The sequence below is a fragment of the Methanobrevibacter thaueri genome, from assembly GCF_003111625.1.
Classification (GTDB): domain Archaea; phylum Methanobacteriota; class Methanobacteria; order Methanobacteriales; family Methanobacteriaceae; genus Methanocatella; species Methanocatella thaueri.
The window spans coordinates 176,538-202,455 of record NZ_MZGS01000028.1; the positions used below are offsets into that span (position 1 = coordinate 176,538).

General features: G+C 39.1%; 31 protein-coding genes and 1 tRNA gene. 20 read left to right on the forward strand and 12 right to left on the reverse strand.

Translation table 11 applies throughout. From position 1 onward, the window contains the following. Positions 1-217: 217 nt before the first annotated feature. The 7 genes from nrdD (at position 218) to MBBTH_RS10955 (ending at position 5,844) form a co-directional block, all read left to right on the forward strand. On the forward strand, positions 218-2,536 hold the full coding sequence (gene nrdD, locus MBBTH_RS09715; protein ID WP_116592835.1) for an anaerobic ribonucleoside-triphosphate reductase: 2,319 nt from the start codon (positions 218-220) through the stop codon (positions 2,534-2,536). A 235-nt stretch (positions 2,537-2,771) separates the two neighbouring features. Then, positions 2,772-3,062, forward strand: a complete 291-nt coding sequence (locus tag MBBTH_RS09720; RefSeq protein ID WP_116592836.1) for a 50S ribosomal protein L21e — start codon at positions 2,772-2,774, stop codon at positions 3,060-3,062. Between the two features lie 5 nt (positions 3,063-3,067). Continuing rightward, the gene (locus tag MBBTH_RS09725; protein ID WP_116592901.1) at positions 3,068-3,412 is read left to right on the forward strand and encodes an RNA polymerase Rpb4 family protein; all 345 of its coding nucleotides are present in this window, start codon (positions 3,068-3,070) and stop codon (positions 3,410-3,412) included. Positions 3,413-3,571: 159 nt separating this feature from the next. Continuing rightward, a complete protein-coding gene (locus tag MBBTH_RS09730; protein ID WP_116592837.1) occupies positions 3,572-4,198 on the forward strand; it encodes a DUF655 domain-containing protein in 627 nt (208 codons plus the stop codon). 8 nt (positions 4,199-4,206) lie between these two features. Beyond that, positions 4,207-5,079: a 16S rRNA (adenine(1518)-N(6)/adenine(1519)-N(6))-dimethyltransferase RsmA gene (gene rsmA, locus MBBTH_RS09735; RefSeq protein WP_116592838.1), complete on the forward strand. Its 873-nt coding sequence runs from the start codon at positions 4,207-4,209 to the stop codon at positions 5,077-5,079. 6 nt (positions 5,080-5,085) lie between these two features. Continuing rightward, entirely contained in the window at positions 5,086-5,670 is a 585-nt protein-coding gene (locus MBBTH_RS09740; RefSeq protein WP_116592839.1) for a HemK2/MTQ2 family protein methyltransferase, read from the forward strand. A 12-nt stretch (positions 5,671-5,682) separates the two neighbouring features. Further along, the gene (locus MBBTH_RS10955) at positions 5,683-5,844 is read left to right on the forward strand and encodes a hypothetical protein (RefSeq protein WP_165814070.1); all 162 of its coding nucleotides are present in this window, start codon (positions 5,683-5,685) and stop codon (positions 5,842-5,844) included. A gap of 5 nt (positions 5,845-5,849) precedes the next feature. Here MBBTH_RS10955 and dapF read toward each other — a convergent pair whose 3' ends face one another. Then, positions 5,850-6,710, reverse strand: coding sequence for a diaminopimelate epimerase (gene dapF, locus MBBTH_RS09745; protein ID WP_116592840.1), 861 nt, complete (start codon positions 6,708-6,710; stop codon positions 5,850-5,852). A 10-nt stretch (positions 6,711-6,720) separates the two neighbouring features. Continuing rightward, complete coding sequence (gene lysA / locus MBBTH_RS09750; protein WP_116592841.1) at positions 6,721-8,004, reverse strand: diaminopimelate decarboxylase; 1,284 nt, start codon at positions 8,002-8,004, stop codon at positions 6,721-6,723. A gap of 129 nt (positions 8,005-8,133) precedes the next feature. Here lysA and MBBTH_RS09755 point away from each other — a divergent pair, with 129 nt between their 5' ends. After that, a complete protein-coding gene (locus MBBTH_RS09755) occupies positions 8,134-8,538 on the forward strand; it encodes an NUDIX hydrolase (RefSeq protein WP_116592842.1) in 405 nt (134 codons plus the stop codon). Here the strand turns inward: MBBTH_RS09755 and MBBTH_RS09760 are convergent. Then, positions 8,535-9,695: an acetylornithine transaminase gene (locus MBBTH_RS09760; RefSeq protein WP_116592843.1), complete on the reverse strand. Its 1,161-nt coding sequence runs from the start codon at positions 9,693-9,695 to the stop codon at positions 8,535-8,537. The genes MBBTH_RS09755 and MBBTH_RS09760 overlap by 4 nt on opposite strands. 71 nt (positions 9,696-9,766) lie before the next feature. Between MBBTH_RS09760 and MBBTH_RS09765 the strand changes: the two genes are divergently transcribed. The 3 genes from MBBTH_RS09765 (at position 9,767) to MBBTH_RS09775 (ending at position 11,403) form a co-directional block, all read left to right on the forward strand. Beyond that, positions 9,767-10,198, forward strand: a complete 432-nt coding sequence (locus MBBTH_RS09765; RefSeq protein ID WP_116592844.1) for a peptidylprolyl isomerase — start codon at positions 9,767-9,769, stop codon at positions 10,196-10,198. 381 nt (positions 10,199-10,579) lie between these two features. Then, positions 10,580-10,993, forward strand: a complete 414-nt coding sequence (locus MBBTH_RS09770; protein ID WP_116592845.1) for a hypothetical protein — start codon at positions 10,580-10,582, stop codon at positions 10,991-10,993. Continuing rightward, on the forward strand, positions 10,990-11,403 hold the full coding sequence (locus MBBTH_RS09775; RefSeq protein ID WP_116592846.1) for a hypothetical protein: 414 nt from the start codon (positions 10,990-10,992) through the stop codon (positions 11,401-11,403). Before MBBTH_RS09770 ends, MBBTH_RS09775 begins: the two co-directional genes overlap by 4 nt. On the opposite strand, the gene MBBTH_RS09780 is transcribed toward MBBTH_RS09775, so the two are convergent. From MBBTH_RS09780 to MBBTH_RS09810, 7 genes are all read right to left on the reverse strand, one after another. Beyond that, entirely contained in the window at positions 11,400-12,758 is a 1,359-nt protein-coding gene (locus MBBTH_RS09780) for an MFS transporter (protein WP_116592847.1), read from the reverse strand. The genes MBBTH_RS09775 and MBBTH_RS09780 overlap by 4 nt on opposite strands. A 24-nt stretch (positions 12,759-12,782) precedes the next feature. Continuing rightward, positions 12,783-13,685 (reverse strand): DNA glycosylase, encoded by a 903-nt coding sequence (locus MBBTH_RS09785; protein WP_116592848.1) that lies wholly within the window; start codon positions 13,683-13,685, stop codon positions 12,783-12,785. Beyond that, entirely contained in the window at positions 13,682-14,506 is an 825-nt protein-coding gene (hisF, locus tag MBBTH_RS09790; protein WP_116592849.1) for an imidazole glycerol phosphate synthase subunit HisF, read from the reverse strand. The genes MBBTH_RS09785 and hisF overlap by 4 nt, the downstream gene beginning before the upstream one ends. A 49-nt stretch (positions 14,507-14,555) precedes the next feature. Next, on the reverse strand, positions 14,556-14,717 hold the full coding sequence (locus MBBTH_RS09795; RefSeq protein WP_116592850.1) for a preprotein translocase subunit Sec61beta: 162 nt from the start codon (positions 14,715-14,717) through the stop codon (positions 14,556-14,558). 72 nt (positions 14,718-14,789) lie between these two features. Continuing rightward, positions 14,790-15,257: a cyclic pyranopterin monophosphate synthase MoaC gene (moaC, locus tag MBBTH_RS09800; protein ID WP_116592851.1), complete on the reverse strand. Its 468-nt coding sequence runs from the start codon at positions 15,255-15,257 to the stop codon at positions 14,790-14,792. 4 nt (positions 15,258-15,261) lie between these two features. Then, positions 15,262-16,467, reverse strand: a complete 1,206-nt coding sequence (locus MBBTH_RS09805; protein WP_116592852.1) for a tRNA pseudouridine(54/55) synthase Pus10 — start codon at positions 16,465-16,467, stop codon at positions 15,262-15,264. Between the two features lies 1 nt (position 16,468). Continuing rightward, positions 16,469-17,818, reverse strand: a complete 1,350-nt coding sequence (locus tag MBBTH_RS09810; RefSeq protein ID WP_207773367.1) for a signal recognition particle protein Srp54 — start codon at positions 17,816-17,818, stop codon at positions 16,469-16,471. A gap of 79 nt (positions 17,819-17,897) precedes the next feature. On the opposite strand from MBBTH_RS09810, the gene hpt reads away from it, so the two are divergent. From hpt to MBBTH_RS09850, 8 genes are all read left to right on the forward strand, one after another. Next, entirely contained in the window at positions 17,898-18,467 is a 570-nt protein-coding gene (hpt, locus tag MBBTH_RS09815; protein WP_116592854.1) for a hypoxanthine/guanine phosphoribosyltransferase, read from the forward strand. A 1-nt stretch (position 18,468) separates the two neighbouring features. Beyond that, positions 18,469-19,473: a diphthamide biosynthesis enzyme Dph2 gene (gene dph2, locus MBBTH_RS09820; RefSeq protein ID WP_116592855.1), complete on the forward strand. Its 1,005-nt coding sequence runs from the start codon at positions 18,469-18,471 to the stop codon at positions 19,471-19,473. Between the two features lie 120 nt (positions 19,474-19,593). After that, entirely contained in the window at positions 19,594-20,163 is a 570-nt protein-coding gene (locus MBBTH_RS09825) for an exosome complex RNA-binding protein Csl4 (RefSeq protein ID WP_116592856.1), read from the forward strand. 14 nt (positions 20,164-20,177) lie between these two features. Further along, entirely contained in the window at positions 20,178-20,456 is a 279-nt protein-coding gene (locus MBBTH_RS09830) for a DNA-directed RNA polymerase subunit L (protein WP_116592857.1), read from the forward strand. Between the two features lie 27 nt (positions 20,457-20,483). Beyond that, positions 20,484-20,900 (forward strand): NUDIX domain-containing protein, encoded by a 417-nt coding sequence (locus MBBTH_RS09835; protein WP_116592858.1) that lies wholly within the window; start codon positions 20,484-20,486, stop codon positions 20,898-20,900. A gap of 72 nt (positions 20,901-20,972) precedes the next feature. Then, on the forward strand, positions 20,973-21,290 hold the full coding sequence (locus MBBTH_RS09840) for a transcription factor S (RefSeq protein ID WP_116592859.1): 318 nt from the start codon (positions 20,973-20,975) through the stop codon (positions 21,288-21,290). A gap of 12 nt (positions 21,291-21,302) precedes the next feature. Further along, complete coding sequence (locus MBBTH_RS09845; RefSeq protein WP_116592860.1) at positions 21,303-22,265, forward strand: topoisomerase IV; 963 nt, start codon at positions 21,303-21,305, stop codon at positions 22,263-22,265. Between the two features lie 21 nt (positions 22,266-22,286). Continuing rightward, positions 22,287-22,360 (forward strand) — tRNA-Arg (locus tag MBBTH_RS09850). A 1-nt stretch (position 22,361) separates the two neighbouring features. Here MBBTH_RS09850 and MBBTH_RS09855 read toward each other — a convergent pair. Continuing rightward, complete coding sequence (locus tag MBBTH_RS09855) at positions 22,362-24,191, reverse strand: helicase C-terminal domain-containing protein (RefSeq protein ID WP_116592861.1); 1,830 nt, start codon at positions 24,189-24,191, stop codon at positions 22,362-22,364. Between the two features lie 85 nt (positions 24,192-24,276). Here MBBTH_RS09855 and cobI point away from each other — a divergent pair, with 85 nt between their 5' ends. Continuing rightward, positions 24,277-24,978 (forward strand): precorrin-2 C(20)-methyltransferase, encoded by a 702-nt coding sequence (gene cobI, locus MBBTH_RS09860; protein WP_116592862.1) that lies wholly within the window; start codon positions 24,277-24,279, stop codon positions 24,976-24,978. Here the strand turns inward: cobI and MBBTH_RS09865 are convergent. After that, positions 24,975-25,745 carry a V4R domain-containing protein gene (locus MBBTH_RS09865; RefSeq protein WP_116592863.1) on the reverse strand — a complete coding sequence of 257 codons (771 nt, stop codon included), beginning with the start codon at positions 25,743-25,745 and terminating at the stop codon, positions 24,975-24,977. The genes cobI and MBBTH_RS09865 overlap by 4 nt on opposite strands. Between the last annotated feature and the right edge of the window lie 173 nt (positions 25,746-25,918).

Consider the following 25,918-nt stretch of genomic DNA (forward strand, 5'->3'; position numbering starts at 1 on the left):
ATTAATAATATAGTAAATTTCAGAGTATATGAATAATGTTCGATTGAAGACGAACAATTTATATACCATGAGAAACTATCTATTATATAGATGTTCGTATTAATACGAACAATAATTATACAAGTGATTACAAATAGTAATAGCAAGTGAGAGGGTACCCTCTCTCAACCTTGGATAATAAAACTATTTTATAAACTAGGAAAATGGTGTGAATTAAATGGAAAAAATATCAGAATTAGGAAATAACTTAGAAAAATCCGTTAAAATTAATGTAGAAAAGAATAACGGTATCAGAGAAAGATTCAGTTATGAAAAATTAATGAAATCATTGATAATGGTAGAAACCCCATTCTTTGAATCAGACAAAATCATAGCAACCGTAGTATCTCAATTATACGATGGGATCAAAACCAAAGAAATCAAAAAAATTGTTTACGAATGCTTAGAAGACATTGATCCTGAAATCGCAAACAAATACTTAGCAAGTACCCAATTAAAAGTACGTACTTCAAGAGATACTATTGAAGCATTTGACTTATCAAAAATCGCTAACACCTTAATTGAAGAAACCGGTGCTAGCCAAGAAACTGCTTTTGAAATCGCAACTGAAACTTGGAAAGAACTTAAAAAATTAAATGTGGAATACTTGACCGCACCTATGATTAGGGAAATGGTTAACACAAAATTAATCGAATACGGTTTAGAAGACTTAAGAAGCCGTTACACCCGTTTAGGTATCCCTGTATACAACATTACCTCTTTAATTGAAAACGGTAACAGGGACAACGCAAACATGATCCACAACCCGGAAAGTATCCACAAACATGTAGCAGACGAAGCATTAAAACAATATGCTCTCTTGAAAATGTTGCCAGCACACTTAGCAGACGCACACATGTCTGGAGACATTCACATTCACGATTTGGAATTCTTCGCAGGAAGACCTTTAAACTGTTTACAACATGATATAAGAACATTCATCAGATACGGACTTAAAGTGGACGGTACCGGTGACCACACCTCAATTGCAGGTGCACCAAACCACATGGAAACCTTAATGAACCACACTGGTGAAATCATGCTTGCAGCACAACAAAACATGTCCGGTGGACAATCAATGTCCCTCTGGAACGTATTTGTCGCACCATTTGCAAGAGGCAGATCCTACGATGAAATCAAACAAGCTGTTCAAATGCTTATATATAACTTAAACATGGCTTACGCCGCAAGAGGATCACAAGTTCCATTCACAAGTATGGCATTGGAATTCGGTGTTCCTGATTTCTTAAAAGAAGAAACCGCATACGGACCAAAAGGTCAAGTTGTCGGAACTTACGCTGATTTTGAAGATGAAACCAGATTAATCCAAAGGGCATTCACTGAAACATTGCTTGAAGGAGACAATGAAGGTAAACCTCATTTATTCCCAAATACAATCTACACTCTCCGTGAAGAAACAATGACCAGTGAATACGAAGAAGACTTAAGATTAGTTCATGAATTGTCCGCAAAATATGGTTCATCATACTTTGTAAACATGTTCCCTAAATACAGAGGAAAAATGGCAAACTACATGGGATGCAGAACCTGTTTACAAGACACCTGGACCGGTGACTGGGATCAAGACTGTTTAAGAACCGGTAACCTCGCTTACGTAACCTTAAACTTCCCAAGAATCGGATACCAATCCAAAGATGAATCCCAAGTATTCGAATACTTAGACGAATACATGGACCTTGCAGTTGAAACCTTGATGCTCAGAAGAGAACAAGGATTAAAATGTTTAAACGATTTCCACATTTTACCATTCTTAAAACAAGATGTAAATGGGGAACCATACTACAGAATTGAAAATTCAACTTTATCCTTCGGTTTTGTTGGACTTAACGAAATGTTATTATCCTTATTCGGTGAAGGAATCGAAAACCCTGACTCCAACAAGTTCGGTGTAAAATGTCTCGAATACGTAAATGACAGAGCTAAAAAATTACAAGAAGAAACCGGACTCAGATGGTCTGTTTTACAAACCCCTGCTGAATCCACCGCTTACAGATTCGCAACTCTCGACAAAAAACAATTCGGAGACCAAGCTATCGTACAAGGTGACGGAAACGCTAACTACTACACAAACTCCTCACACGTACCAGTAGACACCGGATTATCCTTAATCGAAAAAATCAAAATTGAAGAACAATATCACGGTTTAACTCCTGGTGGTCACATCTTCCATGCATTCATGGGAGAATCCTACTCAGATCCAGATTCATTAATGAGTTTAACCAATAAAATCGCAAGAAAATCCGATATCGGATTCTGGGCTTACAGCTCAGCATTAAGCTTCTGTTTAAAATGCAAAACCTTGATGAAAGGTTTAAACAATACTTGCCCTACCTGCGGGGAAAAAGAAGATGTAGAATGGTATGACAGAATTACCGGTTACGTACAACAAGTTGGACGTGCAAAATCTGCATCCGGTGGTTGGAACCCAGGTAAACGTCAAGAATTGATTGATAGAAGAAGATTTGAAGATAACTAAACAGTTATCTTCCTTCACACCATTTTTATTTTCAAATTTTTTTTACCGATTTCAAAAAATCACCAAAAAACTAAAAGTATATTAATACCATTAAACTAAAATTATAATATTATCATATCACTGGATGATAATTGTTATTTTCACATTCTATGTTACTAGTATTTATGGGCTTTTTTAATACTAGGTCGCTGATAACATAGATTTATACCCAGACTACTGATTAAGAGGTTATAAAATGCAAAGATCAAGAGGATTAAAAAGTAGATCAAGAAAAAAAATGACTAAAGTACAAAGACCGGGCAGAACTAACCCGATTACTAACAGAATGCAAAGATTCGAAGAAGGAGATTTAGTTCACATTACTATTAACCCATCCATCCAAAAAGGACAACCTGCTCCTAGATTCCACGGTAAAACCGGTAAAATCACAGGTCAAAAAGGTAAAGCTTACATTGTGTCCTTAAAAGATGGTAACAAACCTAAAGAGTTAATAGTAAGACCTGACCACTTAAAATTACAAGAATGATTTCTATGATTGGAAAAGAAGTTCTTAAAACCGAACCTATTACAGGTTCCGAAGTTGAAAAAATAATTGAGGATTTTGCTGAAGACAACGAATTGAACTACGAGCAAAATCTAACATTAAACCATCTCAAAAGGTTTGAAAGATATTCCGCAGAAGATGCAAAAGAAATATTCGATAAACTTCAAGATGATTTTGGTTTAAGAGCTAAAGTTGCAGCTCATATCGTTGATTTGGTTCCTAAGGATTTAGCTGACATGAGATTGATTTTCGCTAAAGAACCAAGCAAAACAGACAAGGAAGACATGGAAAAAATCCTAGAATTCCTTGAAGGATATGACGTTAAAGAATAGTACTTTACTATTCCCCCTTTTTTTATTATTTTTAATTAATTTTTACTGAAAACCCCACTTTTTTTAGATATATTTATTACACTTGAAAATAATATTTATAAAATAAGTCAATATTGTAGCCGATTTAGCTACGATAATAAACTAATAGTGAGTGATAATATGGTTGATAAAAACAAAAGAGAGAAAAGACCAACAGTGAAAAAAGAGGAAAATGCTGTTGTACTAGATTACCTAAGTCGTGGCTATGTCAAATCTGATATGTCCAAATTTGGTGGTAAACCTATTGCTCAAGCTATTGGTACAGAACAATTCACTTTACTCGAATTAGCTCCTAAGAATGGTGTTGATTTAGAAATCCAAGACACTGTATATATTGGTAAAGGAAAAAGAGATAAGATATACAGGGTTTTAGGTAAATTGGATTATGAAAACTTGACTGCAACAAGCAGAATCGAATTGGATTACGCCATTCGCGATATCGTTGAAGCTAATGAAGATAGATTCGTTGAATTTTTCAATGTTGCAGATTCTGTAAGTACAAGAATGCATTCACTTGAATTGATACCTGGTATCGGTAAGAAATACATGTGGGACATCATTAAGGCCCGTGAAGAGAAACCGTTTGAAAGCTTTGAGGACATTTCCGAAAGACTTCCTACATTGGCCGATCCTGCAGGCATGATTGTCAACAGGGTTAAGCAAGAACTTGACACCACAAAACCAAGAAGAGGTAAAAATAGATATTACTTATTTACACAACCTCCAAGAGCTGCAAGAAAAAGATAAGTGATAAATTGACTAGTGAAAATTCCCAATCCTTATCCAAGGTAACTAAAAGCATTTTAAATCAGAATGGGATAAAGTTAAACAAAAACCTTGGTCAGAACTATTTGATTGACAAGAACAAGCGTGACCAGATTGTTGGCTTTGGAAACATCTCCAAGGAGGACGTCATTCTGGAAATTGGAAGCGGAATTGGGACACTGACAATTGAACTTGCCAAAAAAGCTGAAAGGGTAATAGCCATTGAACAGGACACCAAGATTTGTGAAATACTGGCTAGACGACTTAAAGAAGAAAAAATCGATAATGTAGAACTGATAAACGATGATGCGCTAAAAGTGGATTTTCCACCTTTTAACAAAATCATCTCCAACCTACCTTATCAGATTTCATCACCTATTACTTTTAAATTTCTTGACTATGATTTTGACCTTGCCATATTGATGTATCAGAAGGAATTCGCAGACCGCATGAACGGGAAAGTCGGCACCAAGGATTATTCAAGGCTTTCCGCAATGCTTTATTTTAAATGTGACGTTGAAAAGCTGACCGATGTCAGCTGCGAAAGCTTTATTCCAAAGCCTCAAATCGATTCAACTGTCGTTAAATTGACCCCTAAGGAAAATAAGATTTCAGATGATGATTTCGAGACATATTCAAAATTTACAAAGGCGCTATTCCAGCACAGGAACAAGAAAATCAGAAATGCACTGATTGACTCCAGACACATAATAAGTGGAATAGACAAGAAAGTGCTGAAAAGGAACCTGAACGAGATTGAGGATGAAAGACTCATTGAATACCTTAAAAAAAGGGTTGTCGTGCTTGATCCGGAGGAAATATTATTTATATCAAGGGAATTGAAGCCCGCTTTTGAAGAGTAGATACTTATGCCTGATTTTATAATTAATACCCATGAGAATGTGTATGTTCCGGCCGAGGACAGTTATCTGTTAGCTGAAAATCTGGAGATAAAGGAAGGTCAAAGCGTTTTGGAAATCGGTACCGGTTCAGGGATAGTTGCGATGTATGCATCAAGGCTAACCGACAAGATCACCGTGAGCGACATCAACTTTGATGCATGTGAGCTTGCGCGAAAAAACTTTGAGGCTAACAACATTGAAAACATTGAAATTCTTTTCGGCAACATGTTTGAGCCCGTCGAAAACAGAAAGTTTGACGTGATTCTATTCAACACTCCATATCTGCCGACCGAAGATGATGAAGTTATTGATGACACCATAAATTATGCGTTTGATGGTGGATTAAATGGTAGGAAGGTTATTGACTTATTTTTAAATGAAGTGGGAAATCATTTAAATGATGGAGGAATTGTCCAGATGATTCAGTCCTCGCTTTCGGGCAATGAGGAAACATTGGAAAAACTGGACAGTCTGGGATTCATTGCCGAAATTAAGGCATCTGAACATTTCTTTTTTGAAGACATAACATTAATTAATGCTTACAAAATTTAAAAAGGTGATATAATGGAACAATGGAAAATATCAGTACTTACAGGTGTGGCTTTAATAATACTTGCATTGCTGTTTTCAGCCGTGAGAGGCACCATCAGCATCTGGATGGCCTTGGTGATCATACTTGGTGTAGCTGATATTGCAATCGGATTATACCGAAAAAGTAAAGAATAGAGAATTTAGAATTCTCCATCAAAAACAAGTTCTGCTGGGCCTTCCATGAAAGCGCCCAAAGCATTCTCTTTTTCATAAACTTGGAATTTCAAGTCTCCTCCAGGCAAGTGAAGTAGGATATTCTCATCAAACAAACCTAGTTTGTAGCCTGAAATAGCGGTTGAGGTTGCACCGGTTCCGCAGGCCAGAGTGATTCCAGCACCACGTTCCCAGGTAATCATGCGACCCTCGTTTTTAGATATGACTTCAACGAAGTGAACGTTGATCTTTTCAGGAAACACCTCATGTGCCTCGATGGCAGGTCCGTACTTGTTGATGTCAACGTCATCCACATTGTCAACGAATATTATTGCGTGAGGGTTTCCGACGCTGATTGCTGTGACATTGAATGTGGTGTCAATGACTTCCAATTCACCATCCAGGAATTCCTCCTTATCGCAGGTCATCGGTATTTCAGGTGTCTTGAATGTTGAAAGTCCCATATCCACCTTGAACAGTACAGGTTCATCATCTTCCAGGGTGATTTCAATTGTCTTGATTCCTGCCCTTGTCTCAACAGTCATCTTTTCCTGTTTTAAAATACCCTTTCTGTATACGAAGTCACCGAAACATCTGATACCGTTTCCGCACATTTCGGCTTCGCTGCCGTCAGGATTGAACATTCTGTATCCGATGTCAGCCACCTTGGAAGGTTCTACGAACAGCACTCCGTCACCGCCGACACCGAAGTTTCTGTGGCACAATATCCTGCATGCCTCAGGCTTGTCCTCTTCAGGTATGACTTCCCCATCGAACTCATTGATGATTGGGAAATCATTGCCTATTCCGTGCATTTTTGAAAATTTTAATCCTTTTAAATCTACCATAATAATCAACTTATTTTAAGTGTGGTGGAATGCTTTGCTGTGCGTATAAGTCTTCGAATGTTTGTCTTTCACGTACTACATTGCATTCGCCGTCAGTTACCAATACTTCTGCAGCCAATGGTCTTGAGTTGTAGTTTGAAGACATTGTAAATCCGTATGCACCTGCATTTAGGATACCCAATACGTCTCCTTCTTCCACATCAGGCATTGGCCTGTCACGTGCGAAAAGGTCTCCTGATTCACATACGTTACCTGCAATATCCACTTCCTGGGTCATTGGAGCATCCATTTTGCTTGCATCGACAATGTGGTGGTATGAGTCATACATTGCAGGCCTTAAGAGAGTGTGGAAACCAGCATCTACACCGATGAATTTTCTGTAGCTTTGTTTTATGCTGTTGACTGTTACCAATAGCACACATGCATCGGCAACTATGAATCTTCCAGGTTCCAAATACATTGTAGGGTTGCCCATGTCATATTGTTCGAGTTTTTCTTTAAAGAGTCCCACATTGACTTCAGCGAATTTATCCAAGTCCACAACGTTTTCTTCAGGAGTATATGGAACGCCAACTCCTCCACCGAAGTCGACGAATTCGAAGTCTATTCCTGCTTCCTGGTGGACTTTTCCCGCAATGTCCATGGTTGATTCGATAGCCAGTTTAAATGGTTCAGGGTCCAGGATACCTGATCCGATGTGGGAGTGCATACCGATTGGATTGAATCCTAACTCTTTAGCCATTTCATAAACTTCAACAGCCTCATTGTCCATGATACCGAATTTACTCATCACTCCACCGGTGATACAGTGGTCGTGGTGTCCGGCACCGACCATTGGGTTTACCCTGAATGATATTTTCAATCCTTCAGGATCGACTACTTTTGAAAGCCTTTTGAGTGCGGACACTGAATCGATGTTTAGGACCGCACCTTGATCGTGAACGAATTTCAACTCGTCATTGGTAATGTTGTTACCTGTAAATAGGATTCTGTCACCTGAAAATCCGATCATTTTTGAAGTGTAGACCTCTCCAGGTGAAACGGCATCAATACAACAACCTTCACTTTCCAATATTTTCATCACTGCAAGGTTGGTATTGGCTTTACATGCATAAAACACTTTAAAGTCAGGGTAATATTTTGAGAAAGCTGAGTAAAATCTGTTATAGTTATCTCTAATTCTTGCCTCGTCAATCACATAGGTTGGAGTTCCGAACTCTTCTGCAATGTCTACAGCATCGGCTCCACCAATGTCCAAGTGGTTTTTGTCATTTACTTTAATATTTAAATCCATAATTTAAACTCCTAAAAAAGTTTCATTATGCTTATAGTTATTGATTTGTTTTTATTTAAAACTAATTAAGGAAATGATTTTGCCGGTAAATGAAAAAATGTTTAAAAAATAGAGATTAAAGCTATAATTATGAAAAGAGGTTATGGACTTACAGTGCGCGGAGTTATAAAAAACAGTGATAGGGAAATCCTATTCCTGAAAAGGCATCCGAAAAGTAGAACAGACCCTGAAATGTGGGAACTGCCTGGTGGCAAGGTTGAAAAGGGAGAGCATTTTGCAGATGCACTTGTTCGTGAGATTAAAGAGGAAACAGGATTGGACGTTACTGTAGGGGACTTCTGTGAAGCCATTCAAAACGATTACTCTCATAAGCGAACTGTGCAGCTCATGATGTATCTAGATGATGTTGAAGGCGCTGTAGAAATCAGCGAAGAGCACACCGAGTACATGTGGGCTTCAATTGAAAAAATAAAAGGGATGGAGATTTCAACTTCCTTGAAAAAACTCTTGAAAAAAAGAAATTATGAGCTTTAGAGTATTTCATCTAAAGCTTTTACAAACTTGTCAATATCTGCTTTTGTGATTGTCAATGGTGGGACGAACCTTAAAACCTTGTCCGCAGTGCAGTTGATTAGGAATCCTGCTTCGCGGAGTTTGTCAACGTATTCTGCTCCAGGTTTGGTTAGCTCAATACCGACCATCAAACCTTTACCACGCACATCAGCGATAATGTCCTTATCTAGTTTTTTAAGCTCTTCAATGAAGTAATCGCCGACTTCATTAACATTGTCAAGGAGGTTTTCCTCTTCAAAAGCATCCAAGACCGCATTTGCGGCTGCTGCAACCAATGGTCCTCCACCGAAGGTTGTTCCATGGTCACCTGGCACGAATGCACCGGCCACCTTTTCGGTTGCAAGGATTGCACCCATTGGGACTCCTCCACCGATTCCCTTAGCCATTGTCATTATGTCAGGCTTTACATCGAAGAGTTCATGAGCGAAGAGTGTTCCGCATCTTCCGAAACCTGTCTGTACCTCATCGACAATGAAAACAATGTCTTTTTCATGACAGATTTCTTCAATTTGCTTCAAGTAGTCGATATCAGGAACGTTCACTCCACCTTCACCTTGGATAGGCTCTACGATGATAGCTGCTGTATTTTCAGTGATTGCCTCTTTGATTGCGTCAATATCATTGTATGGCACATTGATGAAACCTTTTGGCAAAATGCACTTGAATGGCTCATGATAATGTTCATGCCCTGTTGCAGCAAGGGTCATTATGGTCCTTCCGTGGAATGACTCGACGGTTGAGATTACCTCGCTTTTTCCAGTGTATTTTACAGCCAGCTTAATAGCTCCCTCATTTGCCTCAGCACCACTGTTTGCGTAAAAGATTCTATCGAAACTGGTTTTGTCGACCAATCTTTTGGCATAGATTAAGGCAGGCTCGTTGTAGTAGATGCTTGAAATGTGTATCAGCTTTTCAGCCTGATCCTGGATTGCCTTAACAAGTGCTGGGTGATTGTGGCCTAAGCAGTTGACCGCAATTCCTGCAAACATGTCAATGTATTCTTTTCCATCTATATCCCATACTTTAACACCTTCCCCGTGATCAAGTACGATTGGTTGTCTGGTGAAAGTGTTTATGAAATAATCATCTTCAATCTTAATTAATTCCTGAGTGTTCATAATAATCTCCATAAAGTATTTAATCAACAATATTTATAGTAATAGTATTATTTAAAAATATAGGTGATAAAATGAAAGTAGCAACTATTGAAACTGATAAAGGGAACATTGTTCTCGAATTATACCCAAATGAAGCACCTGGAACCGTAGCAAACTTTGAAAAATTAATCAAGGAAGGATTCTACGATGGACTAACATTCCACAGGGTAATTCCAAACTTCGTGATTCAAGGCGGATGCCCTATCGGAAACGGTACCGGAGGCCCAGGTTACACAATCAAATGTGAAACCGAAGGAAACCCACACAGACACGGAACTGGCGCATTATCCATGGCACACGCAGGTAAAGACACCGGTGGAAGCCAATTCTTCATCACCCACTGCCCACAACCACACTTAGACGGCGTTCACACAGTATTCGGTCAAGTAATTGAAGGCCAAGACGTTGTAAATGCCATCCAACAGGGCGACGTAATGAACAAAGTGACCATTGAAGAAAGATAATTTTTATCTTTCAACTTCTTTTTTATTTTTACTGATTTTAATTTACTTAAACAGCTTTTAAGGAAAAAGTTGTATGATTTTGAAAAATTGTTCCCATTTAAAACTGCGTATTTTAAATATCAAGAACTCCATACTCTTTAATTAACCAAATGGCCCAAATCCGAACATTGAATATGCACCACATTATTTGCGAAAATCGGATTTTAAAAAAATTTACAGAACCATTGAAATATTTATTCGAACATATAATCTTTTATTTTAGATTTAACAGAAATTTTACAATCTTAAAGCAAAATTGACTCATATAAATATGTAAAAATTTAAATACCGATTAAAACAAAGAGTAATTTGAATTTAAATAAAATTTAGGAGGCCAATATTATGCAAAGGAATTACTCTCAAAGATTGGAAATGCAAATTCCACAAGAGAATGCATATACCGGACAGGAAATCATGTCAAAAAAGAATTTTACCATTGAAAAATTCCTAAAAAAGCATTTTAAATTTCCGTCTCGCAATTCTGATGAAATCAGTCAATTCATAATCATCGATAAGGAAATGGAAAAATTAATCCGTGATTTGCCTGAAGTTCTATCAAAAGAACTGCCATATTGCAAACTCACTCTTGATTTCATGAAAGAAACAGACCCGAATGAAAAAATTCTTGAAATAGTAATTTACTCTGATTTAGAATCTAAACGATTGCTTCAAAAAGAAGACCTGCTTTGTGATATGCTAATCGACAGATACCCTAAAACAACAATTGAGTACATAATTTTGGTGGAGACCTTATGAAAAGCGATAATTTTGACTGGCACGAATATTATGAGCTTGCAAATAGCTTTTTGAATGAAGAAGATATTGCAAAATTAAGAACAGGAATGGGGAGATATTATTATTCCTCATTTTTAGAGTCTAGAGATTTTATTTTGGAAAACAACATATTTTTAAATCCATTCAATGAAAAAATCATGAAATCAACCTCCGGTAGAGTTCACCAGGAAACCAGATTCACATTTAAAAACCATCCAGATTTAAATAGGAATAATTCAGGTGCCAAAATAGCTCAAAGCCTTAATGTCTTAAGAAAATATCGAAATATGGTAGATTATGATTCTAAAAATCCTGAAAATATAAAACATGCATATGCCAGATGCCAAATGAAATCTGAAAAGATATTTAATTTGCTTGATGAACTGAACTAAGCATTTGACTTGATTCCAACAAACGAAGCGAACACTGACGCCAAGCACAAACCAACACATATTATACAGGTTATCTGACAGCTGCTTATCAGCAATGGATAAACATCCGGAACAATAGCCACATTACCCATCACAAACGCAAATATTAACGTTAATATTCCCATACTCATTGCCTGACCAACCGTACGGACAGTTGAAACGGATGCTGAAGCAATGGAAGTGTCCTTTGGAGGAACCGAACCCATGATGACGCTTGTGTTCGGCGGTGAAAACAATCCGAATCCCACACCATAGATTATCATTGAAACTATCACAAACTCAAGCGATGTCTCAAAACTTAGAGTTGAGAAGAGAACCAGCGAGATTGTTCCGAGGCCCATTCCGATGGCCGCAAGTATCTGTGGAACATGCCTATCTGCCAATCTTCCCGCAATCGGAGCCAGAATCACCTGACAGACCGGCGCCACAAGCAAGATTATTCCTGCGGTCTGTGAATCGAATCCCTTAATGTACTGCAGGTGATAATTCAGTATTGTTGTGACCGCAAAGGTGGCCAGATATGCGCATAATGATGCCAGGTTTGCTGAGAGGAACACACGGTTTTTAAGAAACTTGATGTCAAAGACAGGGTGTTCCTGCCTCAATTCTATCATTGCAAAGACTATCAGAATCATTATTCCAACAACTGTCAGTATGACACCTAAAGTCTCGTTGAGTATTGTAAATCCGTAAATAAAAAGAGCAATACCTATTGCGTAGGCAACAGACCCCTTTATGTCAATTGGAATTCCTTCAAATGTGATCCATTCATCGTCGATTCTTAAAAGCAAGGCTATAATTATAATCAAAAGCGGAACTGCAAATAGAATTACGGACCTCCAGCCAAGCTGGTAGTTCAGGACCCCTCCAAGAAACGGAGACAGGGACAGTCCGACATAGACTCCAGTAATGTTCAATCCCAATGCCTTTCCTCTCTCTTGAGGGTCGAACGCTGATACCACCATTGCCATTGATGTCACATTAATAAACGCCAAAATAAGGCCCAATACCAGACGGCAAAGCAGAAATTGCTCTGAGGATGTGACAAACACATTGACTATGGATATTATGATAAACAGGGCACTGCTCATGATTGTTACTTTTTTAAGGCCGTATTTTCCTGAAATCTGACCTGCCGGAATCGACAGCATTGCCATGACTAAAAAGAAGATGATGGTAATCCAGTTTTGAACAATATTGCTCATGTGAAACTCGGCGGCAACGGTCGGAATGATAATGTTGACTGCATTGGATGCGAAAACCGCAATGAAATTCAATATTGTACAGATTAAAAGGACTATGTTTTTCTTTTCCATCAAGTATAATATTTAAAAATTATGTTATTTTAGTTTATTCATTAGCCCGCTCATTCTGGCATAATGGAACATGTACAACTGGACGTAACCCGCATTTTCTCCAAATTCCTCCATTCCAAATTCACGGACCTTGGGAACGCTGATGTCCTTTCCGTCAAAATACAGATGGGAAACTATGCGTTTAATCCATACGTCGCTTGGAAAGGCCTCTCTAAAATTAAAACCATATAGCAATATGCAGTCTGCGACCTTCGGGCCCACTCCAGGCACTTCCATGATTGTCTCGAATGCCTCATCATAGCTCATGGAAAATATTTCCGACAGGTCCATTTCAAGTGTAAAAATCTCACTTGCCCTTCTCATGTATGGTGCTCTATATCCCACGCCGCAATTCTTGAGGTTATTGCAACACTTTGAAATATCTGAAACGCTTGACCTATTAAATTCCTCTTCCTCATCCAAGTATACTTTTGCTAGGTCACTGCTTTGAGGAAATGTATAGTAATTCTGATATCGATTTCCCCATTTTTGTTTCATCTGGGAAATGGATTTTGTCCACCTCTTGATGGAATTGTTTGCAGAACAGATTGATGAAATGATGCACTCAAAGGGATCGGGCGCCAAAAATAGTCTCAATCCATTGCAGAATTTGGACATGTCCCTGAGCTCCTCATGGTCGTTTAAGTAGCTGTAAAACTTCTCCAGGTCATAATCCAAATCGAAAATGTACTTGAGTTTGGAAACCGCCCTTTCGTCATCTGAATTGAAATCAATATAATCGCCTGATTGGCTGACGCTGAAAATGACAGGCTCGCCGTCTATCATTACAACATTTGAAAAAGAGTCCCCTTCCCGCTTCCAAGGGGGTTGTGAGGTCTGGCCTGCATTGATTGTAAGGTCCAGGTCAATTGGTGATTTGATTATCATAAGCGAACAGCCACATTGTTTTCTTTGAGATACTGCTTAACTGTGCCGATTGAATACTGATTGAAGTGGAATATGCTTGCCGCAAGGGCCGCTGAAACGTCAGTCTTTTCAAAGACCTCCAAAATGTGTTTAGGCTCTCCAACGCCTCCACTGGCTATCACCGGAATGTCGACCGCATCATTGATGGTCTTATTCAACTCGATGTCATATCCGTTCTGGGTTCCGTCACCGTCCATACTGGTCAGGAGTATCTCTCCGGCTCCGCGTTCCTGACATTCGATTGCCCATTGGATTGCATCGATTCCTGTGAACTCCCTTCCTCCGTAAATGCTAGTGTCAAACCAGCAGTATCCTTTATCGGTTTCTATGACAGTCTTGTCTTTAGCGTCATCGGGATGGTCCACATATCTTCTTTTGGCGTCGATTCCGATTACGACAGCCTGTGATCCGACAACCTTTGAGGCCTCGGTCAATAGCTCCGGGTTCTTGATTGCGGCGGTGTTTGTGGAACACTTGTCCGCACCGGCCTTAAGCATCTTGATGTAATCGTCAACCTTTCTTATTCCTCCGCCTACGCAAATCGGCATGAAAACGTTCTCAGTCAGCCTGTCAATTACATCGGCCATTGTGGCCCTTCTTTCATGAGAAGCTGTGATGTCGAGAACAACAACCTCATCAGCCCCTTCCTCATAGTAGCGTGTTGCAAGGTCTACGGGATTTCCTGCATATTTGATTTGCTTAAACTCGACTCCTTTGACAACACGGCCTTCAGGAACTTGAAGGTCACAATCAAGACATGGAATAATTCTCTTAGTTAACATAGTAATCAAAAATTTATAAAAAAAGTAGTGGATTGTTTATAAAATATCCTTAAGCAGAATATCTTAAAACAAAACATAATATTGCTAAAATAATAGTAGCGACAATAACGTGCTCAGGTGAAAGTTTTGGACCTAAACTTTCTTCATCAAAGTATCTTACCAAACCTGCACCGGTTTGAGGCATAGAAATTTTGTTATCTTTTTTAGCCATATGGTTATCTCCTAAATATTTAATTCATAAAAAATAATTGAATATAATTATTTTTTTCATCATATATAAAGTTTAAATTTTTTCCTTTTTAATAACCTTAATGTCACTTATTCTAGTGTCGGGGTACTGTCCGTTCTCATCCTTTTCAACGGCCTTTACCATATCCCATACTGTCAATAGTGCAACGCTAACACCAGTTATAGCTTCCATTTCCACACCGGTTTTGCCCAATGTGTTGACGGAGCATTTTGCAATGATCTCATCCTCTTTCACTTCAAAGTCAAGCTCAATTCCGGTCAATGCCAAAGGATGGCAGAGCGGTATCATTGAGGAAGTGTTTTTGACGGCCTGAATTCCTGCAATCTGGGCGGTGGTCAGGACATTTCCCTTTTTGATTTCCTCGTTTTGAATCAATTCGATGGTGTGTTTGTCCAAAAATATGCTTCCGCTTGCTATTGCTCTTCTTTTCTGGTCAGGCTTGGCGCCGACCTCAACCATGTGCACTCCACTGTCTGTTAAATGTGTAAACTCATCTGCCATATTATCATTTCTCACTTACTTCTATTACGTCCAATTGCTCGCAAATTGCATTAACGCCCAATATTTTACTTACGTTAGGCTGGCTTCTTCCTTCATCACCGGAAATCAGTTCCTTGATGTAGAGTCCCCCTTCTGTCTTGATTTTCATGCTGAATGTATTATCGTCTATTATCTCATAGGACAAGTCAAGCACATGCTTAACACGAACCATGTCTGTTCGCCTTCTTAAAACCCTTAAAGGAGTTTGCTGTTGAATCTCATCAAGTTCCAATAGTTCCTTCAGTTTGTCTTCATCAAATGCCTCGTCACATTTGACGATTGCATTGTAAACCTTATAAGTGTCTGGAGAGGATTGCTTGATTTCCGCCTTTCTTGGCCTTTCGCAAAGCTTCAATCCATGATAAGCGGTTTTGCCCTCATTGATTTCATTGATTTTCTCCTCTATCTCGGCCAAGTCAAGGTTTCTTATTCTCGGTTCCTTGATTTCAAGGACAAAGGGTCTTCCTGAACCCAGCATCAGCACATCGATGTCCTCCCTTCCGGCGCCGTGGAATTTTGCTTCGCGTCCCTTGGTGAGCTTTAAGAAATGCTCGGATATCAGCTCCTCAACGGACTCAGGATATTGCTTTCCTGTGAAGTTGCATTCCTCACAGCCTCTTCCCTTACATTTGGTGCATGGCCATTTGGTTTGAGGAATTCCACGTTTATACTTGTTGTACTTTCCTTCGATGTATAATGGGTTGATTTGAATCTTGACCTTAGGCTCGCCGACCAAGTCTATATTGAACACGATGTCCTGCCTTTCGAATTCGGCATCCTTATCGTATTTTTCCCAAATTCCAAGGCCGATTAACCTGTTGACTTCCTTCTTAAGTGTTTCAACACTTAAATTGAATTTTTCGGACAGCTCCTCGTCACGTTTCTGAATGTCCTTTGGAATTTGTGAGCCAACTAAAAACGTATCGAATTCAACACCCAACTGGTTGATTTTAGCATCAATCTTATCATACAGGTCATCATCCAACTTATTGAATATATTGTCACATATCACACAGTCAACATCGTCCAGATTGATGTCCAATTCCTCACAGACCTTGTCTGCCCTTTCAATGTTGTTGGTGCCTTCGATTGTCTTTGACAGCTTACGTCCAAGGCAATGCTTGCAGATCTTGCCGTCGGTTTCCTTTAAAATATCGCTAGCTAACTTCATATTATCTGTTCATGAATTGTCCCATCATACGGTTCATGGCTCCGCCTCCAAGACGGCCGCTACGTTTTCCAAGTCCTTTCATTGTCTTTTTGGTGTTGTTGTAGTATTTCAATAGCTCCTTAACGTCGCTTTCATCAACACCGGATCCTCTAGCGATTCTCTGGATTCTGGACTGCTTTATGATTTTAGGGTTTAGCATTTCCTCTTCTGTCATTGATGACATCATTATCTTGTATGAGTCGATCTTGTCCTCTGTCATCTTAGAGGCTTCCTTGGAAATCTTGTTTCCCATTCCTGGAATCATGTTCAGGACCTGCTGCATCGGACCCATACTGTTCATCATCTCAAACTGGTTTTTCATGTCCATCAGTGTGAACTTACCTGTAAGCATGTTGTTCATGGTCTTTTCGGCTATGTCCTCGTCGATGTTCTCTTCAGCCTTCTCGATCAATGACTTGATGTCGCCCATACCGAGCAGCCTTGAGATGAATCTTTCAGGGTCGAATATCTCAAAGTCATCCACCCTTTCACCGGTACCGATGAACTTGATTGGAGCACCTGTTTCGGCAACTGCAGACATTGCGCCCCCACCTTTTGCTGAACCGTCAAGCTTGGTGATTATGATTGAACCGATGTCTGTTGCCTGTGAAAATGCCTTTGCCTGTTCACCGGCTTGCTGACCGATTGTACCGTCGATTACGAGAATGGCCTCGTTCGGATTGATGATGTTATCCAATTCATCCATCTCTGCAATGAGGTCTGCCTCTTCCTTGTGTCTTCCTGCAGTATCGAAAATGATGACCTTACGGTTTTTGAATTCCTGCAAACCTTTTTTCGCCAAATCAAGGGCATCCTTGTTGTTTGGATCCCCATATAAAGGCACGTCCATCTCTTCGGTCAATTGCCTTAACTGCTCATATGCCGCAGGCCTCCATGTGTCTGTACATACGACAGCAGGATTGAAACCCTTTTTCTGCAGATATCTGCACAACTTACCGATTGTGGTTGTCTTACCGGAACCCTGAAGACCTAAAAAGAGTATCTTGTAAGGCCTTTCATTGATTTCGAGGGTTGCGGCCTCGCTTCCTAAAAGGTTCACCATCTCCTCATAGATAATGGTTATTACGTGTTCCCTTGGAGTGATACCCTTTGGAGGTTCCTCCTCAAGAGCACGGGATTCTATTTTTTTTGATAAATCTAAAACTAATTTAATATTGACGTCAGATTGAATTAATGCACGTTGTATATCCTTTACAACTTCTTTTATTGTTTTTTTATCGATTACTGACATCCCTACTAATTTTTTCATAGTATTAGTAAGATTTTCTCCTAAATTTCCGAGCATAATAATCACTTGTAATAATAAATTATTAATTATATTAAAATATATTTATATTTATTAAGTGTTTAATAATTTTTGTGTGAGTACTATGTTAGAAGAAGTAATAAAATCATTAGAAGCGTCCCCAATTGTTAAAAAAGGAGATTACAACTACTTTGTAAATCCTATAAGTGATGGAGTTCCTGCAATGGACCCATTGCTCCTTAGGGAACTGGCACTTGCCGTTCACAAGTATGCAGATTTAAACATTGATAAAATCGTGGCCGTTGAAGCTATGGGAATACACCTTGCAACCGCACTGTCCCTTGCAACCGACATCCCATTTGTTGTAATCCGTAAAAGACAATACGGACTTCCAGGAGAAACAGAAGTCTATCAGAAAACCGGTTACGGCTCATCAAACCTCTATGTAAATGACCTGCATGAGGGCGAAAAAATCTTACTCATTGACGATGTCGTAAGTACCGGAGGAACATTGGTGGCCCTCATCAAAACCCTGGAAGACATGGGATTGGACTTAAAATCCGTAGTTGCCATCATCGACAAGGGCGACGGTAAGAAAATAGTCAAAAAGGAAACCGGAGTGGACGTGTTGTCCATCGTCAAACTGGATGTCATTGACGGCAAGGTAGTTATCGAAAGCACAATCGAAGATTAAAATGTCAATGTACGATATGGATTTGGATAAGGTAATCCGTAAAATCAATTCAATCGATGCAAAGAGCGTAGGGCTGCAGTTTCCGGAAGGCCTGAAAATGCAGGCAACAAAAATAGCCCGAAAGATTGAAGAGGAGACTGGCGCCATCGTAATCATTTCAGGCGACCCCTGCTTTGGAGCCTGTGACGTCAGCGACTGGAAAATGAAAGGGTCAGTCGACCTGATTGTTCATTACGGACACACACCGCTTCCCCTCAAGTATGAGGTTCCGACATTGTTCATCGAGGCATTTTCAAAGATTGACATTAAAAAAGACCTTGAGAAAAGTCTGGAGTATCTGAAAGGATACTCAAGAATTGGGCTCGTCACCACAACACAGCACTTGCACTTACTAAACGAAACCAGAGACTTCCTTGAGGACAATGGAAAGGAAGTTATTCTCGGTTCATCCCCATCAACCCGAAAGGGCCAGGTATTGGGCTGCAACTTCTCATCAATCAAGGACCTTGAGGTGGATGTCATACTATTCATCGGCAGCGGAAACTTCCACCCGTTGGGAATCAAGCTGTTCTCGAATGCAAAGGTGCTTGCCCTTGATCCTTACAATTCAGAAATCAGAAGCATGGATGAGTTTGCAGACAGGATACTCAGAATACGCTTCGCAAGAATAACAAAGGCGAGAAGCGCAAAAAAATGGGGCATATTGGTATCCTCCAAGGAGGGGCAATACCGCATGATGCTTGCAAAGGAAATCAAGAAAACACTTGAAGACGCGAAAATGGAAAGCTACATTATTTTGGTGGACAACGTGACTCCAGACGCTCTGCTGCCATACATGGAACTGGACGCATTTGTTGTCAGCGCCTGTCCAAGAATAGCTATTGACGATTCACAGATGTACAAAAAGCCATTGCTAACACCACAGGAATTGGAAATAGTCTTAAACAAAAGGGAATGGGAAAATTACCAGTTGGATGAAATTCTGTTCCATGAAAGATATCAGTGATTGAAAACCTTTCAATTCCCCATTGCAAAATCATCGCCCTTAAAATATGAATACTTTTAAATATAAACATCAATAAAATTATAATATTAAAGAAATTTTGATATTTTTGGTGATTTTAATATGAGTATAGAAGACGAAAAAATTGTAATGCCTGGAGATAAAATAGGAATAATCGAACAGTATCTGCCAGGAGACGGTACTTTTGATGATAATGGTGACATTAAGTCAGCAGTACTTGGTAATGTTAAAATTAATCAAAAAAAGAAGGTCATTTCTGTTGTGTCAGATGCTAAACCTGCTCTTTTGAAAGTGGGAGATATTGTTTACGGTCAGATTACCGATATCAAACCTCAAAGGGCTAACGTTAAAATCGACTGTATGAAAGATAATGGAAGACCATTGGCTCTACCTTACATGGGAGCTATCCACATTTCACAAGCCAAAAAGGATTATTTGGAAAAATTATCTGATGCCTTTAGAATTGGAGACATTGTCCAAGCCAAAGTGGTTAAAATAACCGGGGACAATGTTGATTTAGGAACTGTTGATGAAGACTGTGGAGTCCTAAAGGCAATGTGCACCCGTTGTAGAGATTACATGCACACTACACAAAAAGAAAATGAGCTTCAGTGCAATACTTGTAACAAAAAAGAAAGACGTAAAGTCTCTAAAAACTATGTTAATGATTAATTAAGGTTGATAAAATGGAAAATTTTGAAATTGTTGAGGATAAAACTTTAGAACTCACCTTTATTGTAAAAGATGAAAGTCACGGAGTATGTAATGCCTTAAGACACATCTTAATGCAAGACCCTGATGTTGAATACGCTGTTTACAATATCGATCACCCTCTTACCGGAAAGCCAGAGATGACTATCAAGACCAAAAGAGGAAAAAGACCAAGAAAAGTATTGAAAAAGGCAGCAGAAGAATTACAAAAAGAAAGTGCAGAGTTCAAAAAACTTATCGATGAAGCTTTATAGCTTCAATTTTTATTTTTAAGTGATTTAATGGCGTATCATAAAATTCCCTCACTGACAGCCGACATATTTATTTTTGATGAGGATTTCAACTTCATTCTGATTAAAAGGAAAAACGATCCTTACAAAGATTATTGGGCGCTGCCTGGAGGGTTTGTTGAATACGGTGAAAGTGTAGAAAACGCAGCAATACGAGAAGCAAAAGAAGAAACCAGCATTGATGTTGAACTAATTGATTTGGTCAATGTCTACTCAAAACCTGATAGAGATCCACGAGGACACACTGTAACTGTTGCATATACTGCCAAAGGTGATTTAAGTAATGGAAAAGCAGATGATGATGCAAAAGATATTGGTATTTTCAATGTCAGTGAACTTGATGAAATACCTCTAGCTTTTGACCATGCTGAAATAATAAGGGATTGCCTTGATAAGGCCAAAAAATAGGCTTTTAAAGTATATATTTAAATAACTTGAAAAGAAAATTATTGATTAATAATGATTAAGGAGAAGAGTTAAATGGAATTTTGTCCCAAATGTGGAGCAATGATGCTTCCGGTCGAAGGTGTTTTAACATGCAATACCTGCGGATATTCAGACAAGGCGGGTAATACCGAAGAGTATGAAGGAATTACCATCGGAGAACATGAATCTGAAGAAACCGTTAAAATGCTTGGTGAAGACATAGAAATGCGCTCAACTGTCAAAGAGGTTTGTCCTGAATGCGGACACGATGAAGCTTACTATGAATTAAAACAAACCCGTAGTGGTGATGAAGCCCCTACCCGTTTTTTCGAATGTGCAAAATGCAAACATAAATGGAGAGCATACGACTAAGAAGGTTTTCATATGAAGGATTCTAAAGAAAAAGAGCATAGGATTTCTAATTTGAAAAACATGATTAGCAATATCAAGGAAGACGATCCACAATCTTTCGAAGGTATTGAAGAGGATAGTGAGTTAATAGACTATCTGAATGAGGAACAATCTGAATTCGAGGAATTAGAAATTGACGATGAATTCATTTACCGTCCTGGTGATGAAGACAGCGATGCCGTTAATTTAGAAGAAGACCAAATTGATGAAGACTTTATAATCAAGGCTCCAAAAACCGAAGATGCCGAAGAGGGCAGCGTCATTCATGAAGTTGACGAGTTCGGCGATGACCTGGTTGGAGAGATAAGTGAAAACTTCGATAATGTCATAAATGCAAAAATAGGAGGAAAACCGATTTTAGCCATTGCAAGTGCTATTTTGGGTGTAGCCTTCCTTATAATCTCAGTATTCATATTCCAGTCACGCAGTGACAGAGTAATTGATAATGTAGTAGCTGGAGAAACCAGCTTTATGTTCATCATATTCCTTGTCATAGGATTCCTGCTGTTATTCTACGGAGCATACAAACTGTTGAATCTGGACAATCCTTTTGAGAAGATTACCAGCAACATAGACAATATTGAAAAAGATGACAAGGACGACGATGAAAACACCAAAACTGAAAAACCATCCCCGAAAGTTATACCGAAAAGTGAAATTCCATTAGACAAAGAATCCTACAAGATAGGAGAATTTGATTTGGATGAACTGAAATCTTCACTTAAAAAACCAACTGATTCTAAAAACAAACCTAAACAAAAAGAGGATATTCCACATGCAAAAGGAAAATCTCCTAAGAAAAAAGAGTTAACCGCTGAAGAAATTGAATATGAACAGGTTAAACTAGATACAGAATCAATTGATGACATTTTTGCTGAAGTTGAAGATTTAGATGATTTAGAAATTATTTCCATCGATTCAGAAAAAGACGAATAGAATAATATTTTTTAGTTTAATGGGCCTGTGGTCTAGTCAGGAATGACGTAGGACTTCGGATCCTGAGGTCGGGGGTTCAAATCCCTCCAGGTCCGCTTATTTTTTAACCCTGACAACTGCTTCCTTGAAGAAGTCAGGAATCAATGATCTGTACATTGGACTTTTGAACAGCATGTTGATGTCGCTGTCTACAATGTAGGTGTAGCATGAATCGTCTTCGGCCCTCATTCCACGGCCGTAAGCCTGCATCAATGTCATGACAGTCTTATATGCATACCATTTCTTGTCCCTTTTCATTCTCATGTTGACCTGCTTGTCGCCAAGGTATGGGAACGGTATCTTATAGATTATCTGGAACCGGCACTTGTCATACGGCAAATCCACACCCTCACTCATTGACGGTGAAACCAAAACCAACGGATTTTCGTCCTTTTCAAAGAAATTGAGTACTTGCTCACGGTTTTTTGGAGTGTGGGACACCAATCTTGAATTATATAGGTTATTGGTAATGTACTGTTGGCATTTATAGCTGTGAGTGTGTATGAGTCCCTTATCGCCTTCATGTTTCTTTAGGATTTCCTGTAGGATAGGAATGGTTTTCGGTGCGGTTCTCTTGATCCTATTGGCTGACATCTTGCCCGCCAAATCGAGTATGATAGGCCTTTTTTCCTTTGTGAACGGACTGTCAACCTTGATATGGTACACCTCATTCGGATTCAATCCCAGCCATTTTGAAAACATTTTATGGGACAGTATTGTTGCGCTCATGAAGATTACAACATCCCCATACTTCAACAGGTTATTTTTGGCATAATGATGGACCCTTAACGGTTTGAACACAACGCTGGTTTCATCTGTGTCGATTACCCAGTTTTTAGGCTCGTTTTCAAGGTTCCTCTTAAGGCTTCTTAACCTTCCTATTGTTGACCTTATCCTGTCCGCCTTGTTTTTGCTGACATCCTTCAGGTCAATGTCCTCATAGGCGTCTCGAATTGCGTCAACCTCCATTATCCAATCTTCAAGCTCGCCGTCTTCCAATAGCTCCTTTGTCATTGTCTTGCTGATGTCCTTTTCAATTGTACGATTGTATATTGTGACCTCCATTGTTGACATCAGCTTGTTTTCTATATTGTGCGCCTCGTCCAAAATGAGCAGTGAGCGCTTGCCGAAATGCTTCACATAATTCAGCTCGACTATCGCATAATCATAGTTCATCAATGTTATCGGGGAGTTCACCGCATTGGCCTTCTGGTTCCAATAGTGGCAGTGGGCGTCTGATTGGTAGAACACTGTTCCTCCGAATGAGTCCTCGAATGCCAGTTCCGCATCCAGTGTCGGATTTTTGGCAACGCCGTATGGGCAGAAGAACTTGCTTGAGGTCGGGGTTGTCTTACATAGCCCCATGTCGCATGTTGTCTCCAGGTTATCGTTCAGGCAGGCGAAGTTTCCCCTTCCCTTGACCAGCGGAAATGCGAATTCGTTGAAATATTGGGCCTGCAGTTGCTTTGTCATTGTCAGGATATAGGCTGATTCGTAGATTTTGGCCAATGTTGTTGCGATTGCGGACTTTCCGGTACCTGTTCCGGCCTCAAGGATAATGTACTTATAGCCTTTTCTGATTGCGTCAATGATGTCCTGTATGATTTCAAGCTGGCCTGTCCTAGGCTCCTTGAATGGGAAATTGACTATTATCTCATCATCAATGTGCGGATATATCTCCTTAAGGTATGCCGCTGTTCCCTCGTCCTGCTGGAAATCGTCGATTGAATAAACCTCCGGTATCTCATCATCCAAAATGGACGATGTTCTTGGCTTAGCGAAGCTAAACAGGTTAGTTGGACCTTTAGGTTTATCATTTCCGTACTTTCCGCAGGTACAATTGCTTTTAAGCATACCACAATTTGGACAAAACATAGAATTAGACATTAAAAATATATTAGTCACGTAGTACTATAAATAATTAGTAGACAAGCATTTTTCAAATTTGCAATTAAAGTGTTAAAGTGATTATATGACTAAAAAAGGAAAATTAATTGGAATTGGTGTTGGACCTGGTGATACTGAACTGTTGACTTTGAAAGCTGCCAAAGTATTGAAGTCAGTGCCGGTCGTATTCTCACCAAAATCCGCAAAAGAAAAAGAGAGCATTGCATTATCTATCGTTAGACCAATTCTTGAAGAAAGGAAAGATTACAAAAGATTGATGTTGGTTGAACCTATTTTCCCAATGATTGAAGATAAAGAGGAACTTGAAAGGATATGGGACAGCGCATCTGAAATGATTGCCCAATATCTGAACAGCGGAAGGGACGTTGCATTCATCACCCTCGGAGACCCTTCAATATTCAGTACCTACTCTTACGTTCAAAGAAGACTGATTGACAGATATGAGATTGAGACAATTCCTGGAATCACATCTTTCACCGCCTGTGCTGCAACCAGAAACAAGGCTTTGGTGGAACAAAACAACATTTTGACTGTGGTTCCTAAAATCGATGACAGGCTCGAAGAGGTCCTGGAATACAGTGACGCTGTTGTGCTTATGAAAGCATCCAGAAACACAGCTGAACTGGAATCAACAATTGAAGCTAAAAACAGACCTAAAGAAATCTATTCAGTGCAAAACTGCACCCGTGAAAATGAGAAAGTCATTGAAGGATTTTCCAATGAGAAACCTTACCTTACAACAACCATTATAAAATTTGATGATTAGTATTTCTTGATGTGTTGAGGTTCTATCTCAAACACACACTTCTCATCACCCATTGTGTAGCATTGTGTTTCTATTACGCTCACAGGCAAATTAAAGAATTCGGTGAATAACCCTTCAAATATTCCGGTGTCTAAAAAACAAGCCGGCTTACCTGTTCTTGGAAGCAATCTGCATTCAAAGCAGTCGTATGTTGTGATTTTTATAATCTGTCCTATCTTATAGGTAATCCTTCCAAGCCCTTTAGCTTGCCAGAAACCTGCGATGTTTTCCATGAAGACGTCCAAATCATCATCATATAACTTCCCATAGATTGACTTGCCAATGCTGTTTCCTGTTGACTGGAGGATCGGGTCTATGTTGACGCCCTCCTGAATGAGCATTGCCTTTAGTGTGTGGAACAGCAATGTTGAAAATTCCGCATCGTCATCTATGATATTTTCGATGAGGTAATCTGATTGGGTTTCCTCTATTTCCTTCGGTTCTGTGATATTGACTGAACCGATGTATTTTGAGTTTAGGTAGAATATCTTTTTCCTGTTGTCTACCGGATGGACCCTATAAGAGATTATTCCATTTTCCCTTAGGCCTTTTAAGTGAACAGAAACTGTTGATTTTGATTTTCCGGTATTGGTTACTATCTCCTCGAATTCCATATCCCGGTCTCTTAGCATTTCTAGAATTGTCAGTTTTACTGGACTTTTTACAACATTTACTCCGACGTTATCGTTGAGATTTGAAAAAATCTGTACTGGTTTTTGTTCGCTCATTAATAATCCCCCATTATATAATATTGTTTAAATTTATTGATTAATAAAGTTATCTAAAAAATAAAAATTATACAATTATATAAAATAAAATATAAATTCTGAACAATTGTAAATCTTTGCAATACAAACGATACGAACTGTTCGTTTTTAATCATATAAAATAGTTCGTATAA

Coding starts and splice junctions, on each gene's coding strand:
- nrdD (WP_116592835.1), top strand. CDS start 218: ATGGAAAAAATATCAGAATTAGGAAATAACTTAGAAAAATCCGTTAAA.
- MBBTH_RS09720 (WP_116592836.1), top strand. CDS start 2,772: ATGCAAAGATCAAGAGGATTAAAAAGTAGATCAAGAAAAAAAATGACT.
- MBBTH_RS09725 (WP_116592901.1), top strand. CDS start 3,068: ATGATTGGAAAAGAAGTTCTTAAAACCGAACCTATTACAGGTTCCGAA.
- MBBTH_RS09730 (WP_116592837.1), top strand. CDS start 3,572: ATGGTTGATAAAAACAAAAGAGAGAAAAGACCAACAGTGAAAAAAGAG.
- MBBTH_RS09740 (WP_116592839.1), top strand. CDS start 5,086: ATGCCTGATTTTATAATTAATACCCATGAGAATGTGTATGTTCCGGCC.
- MBBTH_RS10955 (WP_165814070.1), top strand. CDS start 5,683: ATGGAACAATGGAAAATATCAGTACTTACAGGTGTGGCTTTAATAATA.
- dapF (WP_116592840.1), bottom strand. CDS start 6,710: ATGGTAGATTTAAAAGGATTAAAATTTTCAAAAATGCACGGAATAGGC.
- lysA (WP_116592841.1), bottom strand. CDS start 8,004: ATGGATTTAAATATTAAAGTAAATGACAAAAACCACTTGGACATTGGT.
- MBBTH_RS09755 (WP_116592842.1), top strand. CDS start 8,134: ATGAAAAGAGGTTATGGACTTACAGTGCGCGGAGTTATAAAAAACAGT.
- MBBTH_RS09760 (WP_116592843.1), bottom strand. CDS start 9,695: ATGAACACTCAGGAATTAATTAAGATTGAAGATGATTATTTCATAAAC.
- MBBTH_RS09765 (WP_116592844.1), top strand. CDS start 9,767: ATGAAAGTAGCAACTATTGAAACTGATAAAGGGAACATTGTTCTCGAA.
- MBBTH_RS09770 (WP_116592845.1), top strand. CDS start 10,580: ATGCAAAGGAATTACTCTCAAAGATTGGAAATGCAAATTCCACAAGAG.
- MBBTH_RS09775 (WP_116592846.1), top strand. CDS start 10,990: ATGAAAAGCGATAATTTTGACTGGCACGAATATTATGAGCTTGCAAAT.
- MBBTH_RS09780 (WP_116592847.1), bottom strand. CDS start 12,758: ATGGAAAAGAAAAACATAGTCCTTTTAATCTGTACAATATTGAATTTC.
- MBBTH_RS09785 (WP_116592848.1), bottom strand. CDS start 13,685: ATGATAATCAAATCACCAATTGACCTGGACCTTACAATCAATGCAGGC.
- hisF (WP_116592849.1), bottom strand. CDS start 14,506: ATGTTAACTAAGAGAATTATTCCATGTCTTGATTGTGACCTTCAAGTT.
- MBBTH_RS09795 (WP_116592850.1), bottom strand. CDS start 14,717: ATGGCTAAAAAAGATAACAAAATTTCTATGCCTCAAACCGGTGCAGGT.
- moaC (WP_116592851.1), bottom strand. CDS start 15,257: ATGGCAGATGAGTTTACACATTTAACAGACAGTGGAGTGCACATGGTT.
- MBBTH_RS09805 (WP_116592852.1), bottom strand. CDS start 16,467: ATGAAGTTAGCTAGCGATATTTTAAAGGAAACCGACGGCAAGATCTGC.
- hpt (WP_116592854.1), top strand. CDS start 17,898: ATGTTAGAAGAAGTAATAAAATCATTAGAAGCGTCCCCAATTGTTAAA.
- dph2 (WP_116592855.1), top strand. CDS start 18,469: ATGTCAATGTACGATATGGATTTGGATAAGGTAATCCGTAAAATCAAT.
- MBBTH_RS09825 (WP_116592856.1), top strand. CDS start 19,594: ATGAGTATAGAAGACGAAAAAATTGTAATGCCTGGAGATAAAATAGGA.
- MBBTH_RS09830 (WP_116592857.1), top strand. CDS start 20,178: ATGGAAAATTTTGAAATTGTTGAGGATAAAACTTTAGAACTCACCTTT.
- MBBTH_RS09835 (WP_116592858.1), top strand. CDS start 20,484: ATGGCGTATCATAAAATTCCCTCACTGACAGCCGACATATTTATTTTT.
- MBBTH_RS09840 (WP_116592859.1), top strand. CDS start 20,973: ATGGAATTTTGTCCCAAATGTGGAGCAATGATGCTTCCGGTCGAAGGT.
- MBBTH_RS09845 (WP_116592860.1), top strand. CDS start 21,303: ATGAAGGATTCTAAAGAAAAAGAGCATAGGATTTCTAATTTGAAAAAC.
- MBBTH_RS09855 (WP_116592861.1), bottom strand. CDS start 24,191: ATGTCTAATTCTATGTTTTGTCCAAATTGTGGTATGCTTAAAAGCAAT.
- cobI (WP_116592862.1), top strand. CDS start 24,277: ATGACTAAAAAAGGAAAATTAATTGGAATTGGTGTTGGACCTGGTGAT.
- MBBTH_RS09865 (WP_116592863.1), bottom strand. CDS start 25,745: ATGAGCGAACAAAAACCAGTACAGATTTTTTCAAATCTCAACGATAAC.